2 protein-coding genes and 1 pseudogene are annotated in these 1,512 nt (G+C 65.1%); all 3 read right to left on the reverse strand.

The features are described from left to right. Nucleotides 1–152, reverse strand: a pseudogene (locus AC1DY5_RS55205) (4-hydroxyphenylpyruvate dioxygenase); the annotation flags it as partial. Nucleotides 153–176: 24 nt separating this feature from the next. Then, nucleotides 177–701, reverse strand: coding sequence for a gamma carbonic anhydrase family protein (locus tag AC1DY5_RS55210; protein WP_478122626.1), 525 nt, complete (start codon nucleotides 699–701; stop codon nucleotides 177–179). A 28-nt stretch (nucleotides 702–729) separates the two neighbouring features. After that, the coding region (locus AC1DY5_RS55215) for a tripartite tricarboxylate transporter substrate-binding protein (RefSeq protein WP_478122627.1) at nucleotides 730–1,512 on the reverse strand (783 nt) is incomplete at its 5' end.

The following is a 1,512-nucleotide window of genomic DNA, read 5'->3' on the forward strand; positions in this document are numbered from 1 at the left end:
CGGTACAGCACCACGTCCTTGGACCGGTGCCTGGCCACCAGCTGGAAGCCCAGCTTCTCGAAGAAAGGCTCGAGCGTGTCGGGCGTCGGAGAAGCGAACTCGACGAATTCGAAGCCCATCAGGCCCATCGGGTTTTCGAACAGATCAGACATGGGATGTTCCTTGGAGATAGGTACTTACTCGACGAGGGTCAAGTCGCAGCCGTAGGTCGCGGCGCGTTGCGCGTAGTTGGCAGCGCTGTCCATCAGGCGCGCGACGTCTTCGTCGGTCAGCTGGCGTGCCACCTTCGCGGGCGCACCGAGGATGAGCGAGCGATCCGAGAAGACCTTCTTTTCCGTCACGATGGCACCGGCACCGACCAGGCAGTTCTTGCCGATGACCGCGCCGTTCAGGATCACGGCCTGGATGCCGATCAACGAGCCTTCGCCGATCGTGCAGCCATGCAGCATCGCCTGATGGCCCACCGTGACGTTGGCGGCGATGTCGAGCGGGAACCCCGGGTCGGCGTGGAGCACCGCGCCTTCCTGGATGTTGCTGGCTTCGCCGACGCGAATCGGCTCGTTGTCGCCACGGATCACCGCGCCGAACCAGACGCTGGCACGTTCACCTAGCCGTACGTCGCCGATCAGGATTGCGCCGGGAGCCACGAAGGCGGTGGTTGCGACTCGCGGGGCCTTGCCACCGATGCTGTAGAGCGCCATGTCAGGGTCTTCCGGGTGCTGCCGACATTCATTCGGCCACGATGTTGGCCTTCTTGACCAGCTTGGYATAGCGCTCCTGCTCGGTCTTGAAGAACTGGGCCGAGGCTTCGGGCGTCATCGGATTGATGATGTTCTCCTGCTTGRCCATCGCGTCCTTGGTCTCGGGCGTGTTGAAGGCGGCCACGATGGCGGCGTGCAGGCGCTTGACTTCGGCCGGCGGCAGCTTGGCCGGACCGACCACGGCGAACCAGCCTGAAATATCGACCTCGGGGAAGCCCTGCTCGGCCATGGTCGGCACGTCCGGCAGCGAGGGAACCCGGCTCTTGCCCATCACGCCGATGGCGCGCACTGCGCCGCTCTTGAGCTGGCCCTGGATCGCCGGCACCGCCACCACGCCCATCTCGACCTGGCCGCCGATGATGTCGGCCACCATCGGGCCGACGCCCTTGTAGGGGATATGGCGCGCCTCGACGCCGGCGGCGTCCATGAACATCGCGCCGCCCAGGTGGATGATGGTCCCGTTTCCGGACGATCCGTAGTTGTAGCCATCGGGCTTGGCTTTCAGTAGCGCCTGCAGTTCCTTCGCGTTCTTGGCCGGCAGCTTCGGATTGACCACCAGCACGAAGGGCGTGGCGCCGATCACCGAGATCGGCGTGATGTCGTTGATGGCGTCGAAGGGCATCTTCTTGAAGACGCTGGGGTTCACCACGTGGTTGTTCGACACCACGCCCAGCGTCTGGCCGTCGGCGGGTGCACGCACCACGACGCTGGTCCCCGAGATGCCGCCGGCGCCGGGCAGGTTCTCGATCAC

This window comes from Variovorax sp. P4_D9, assembly GCF_056401695.1.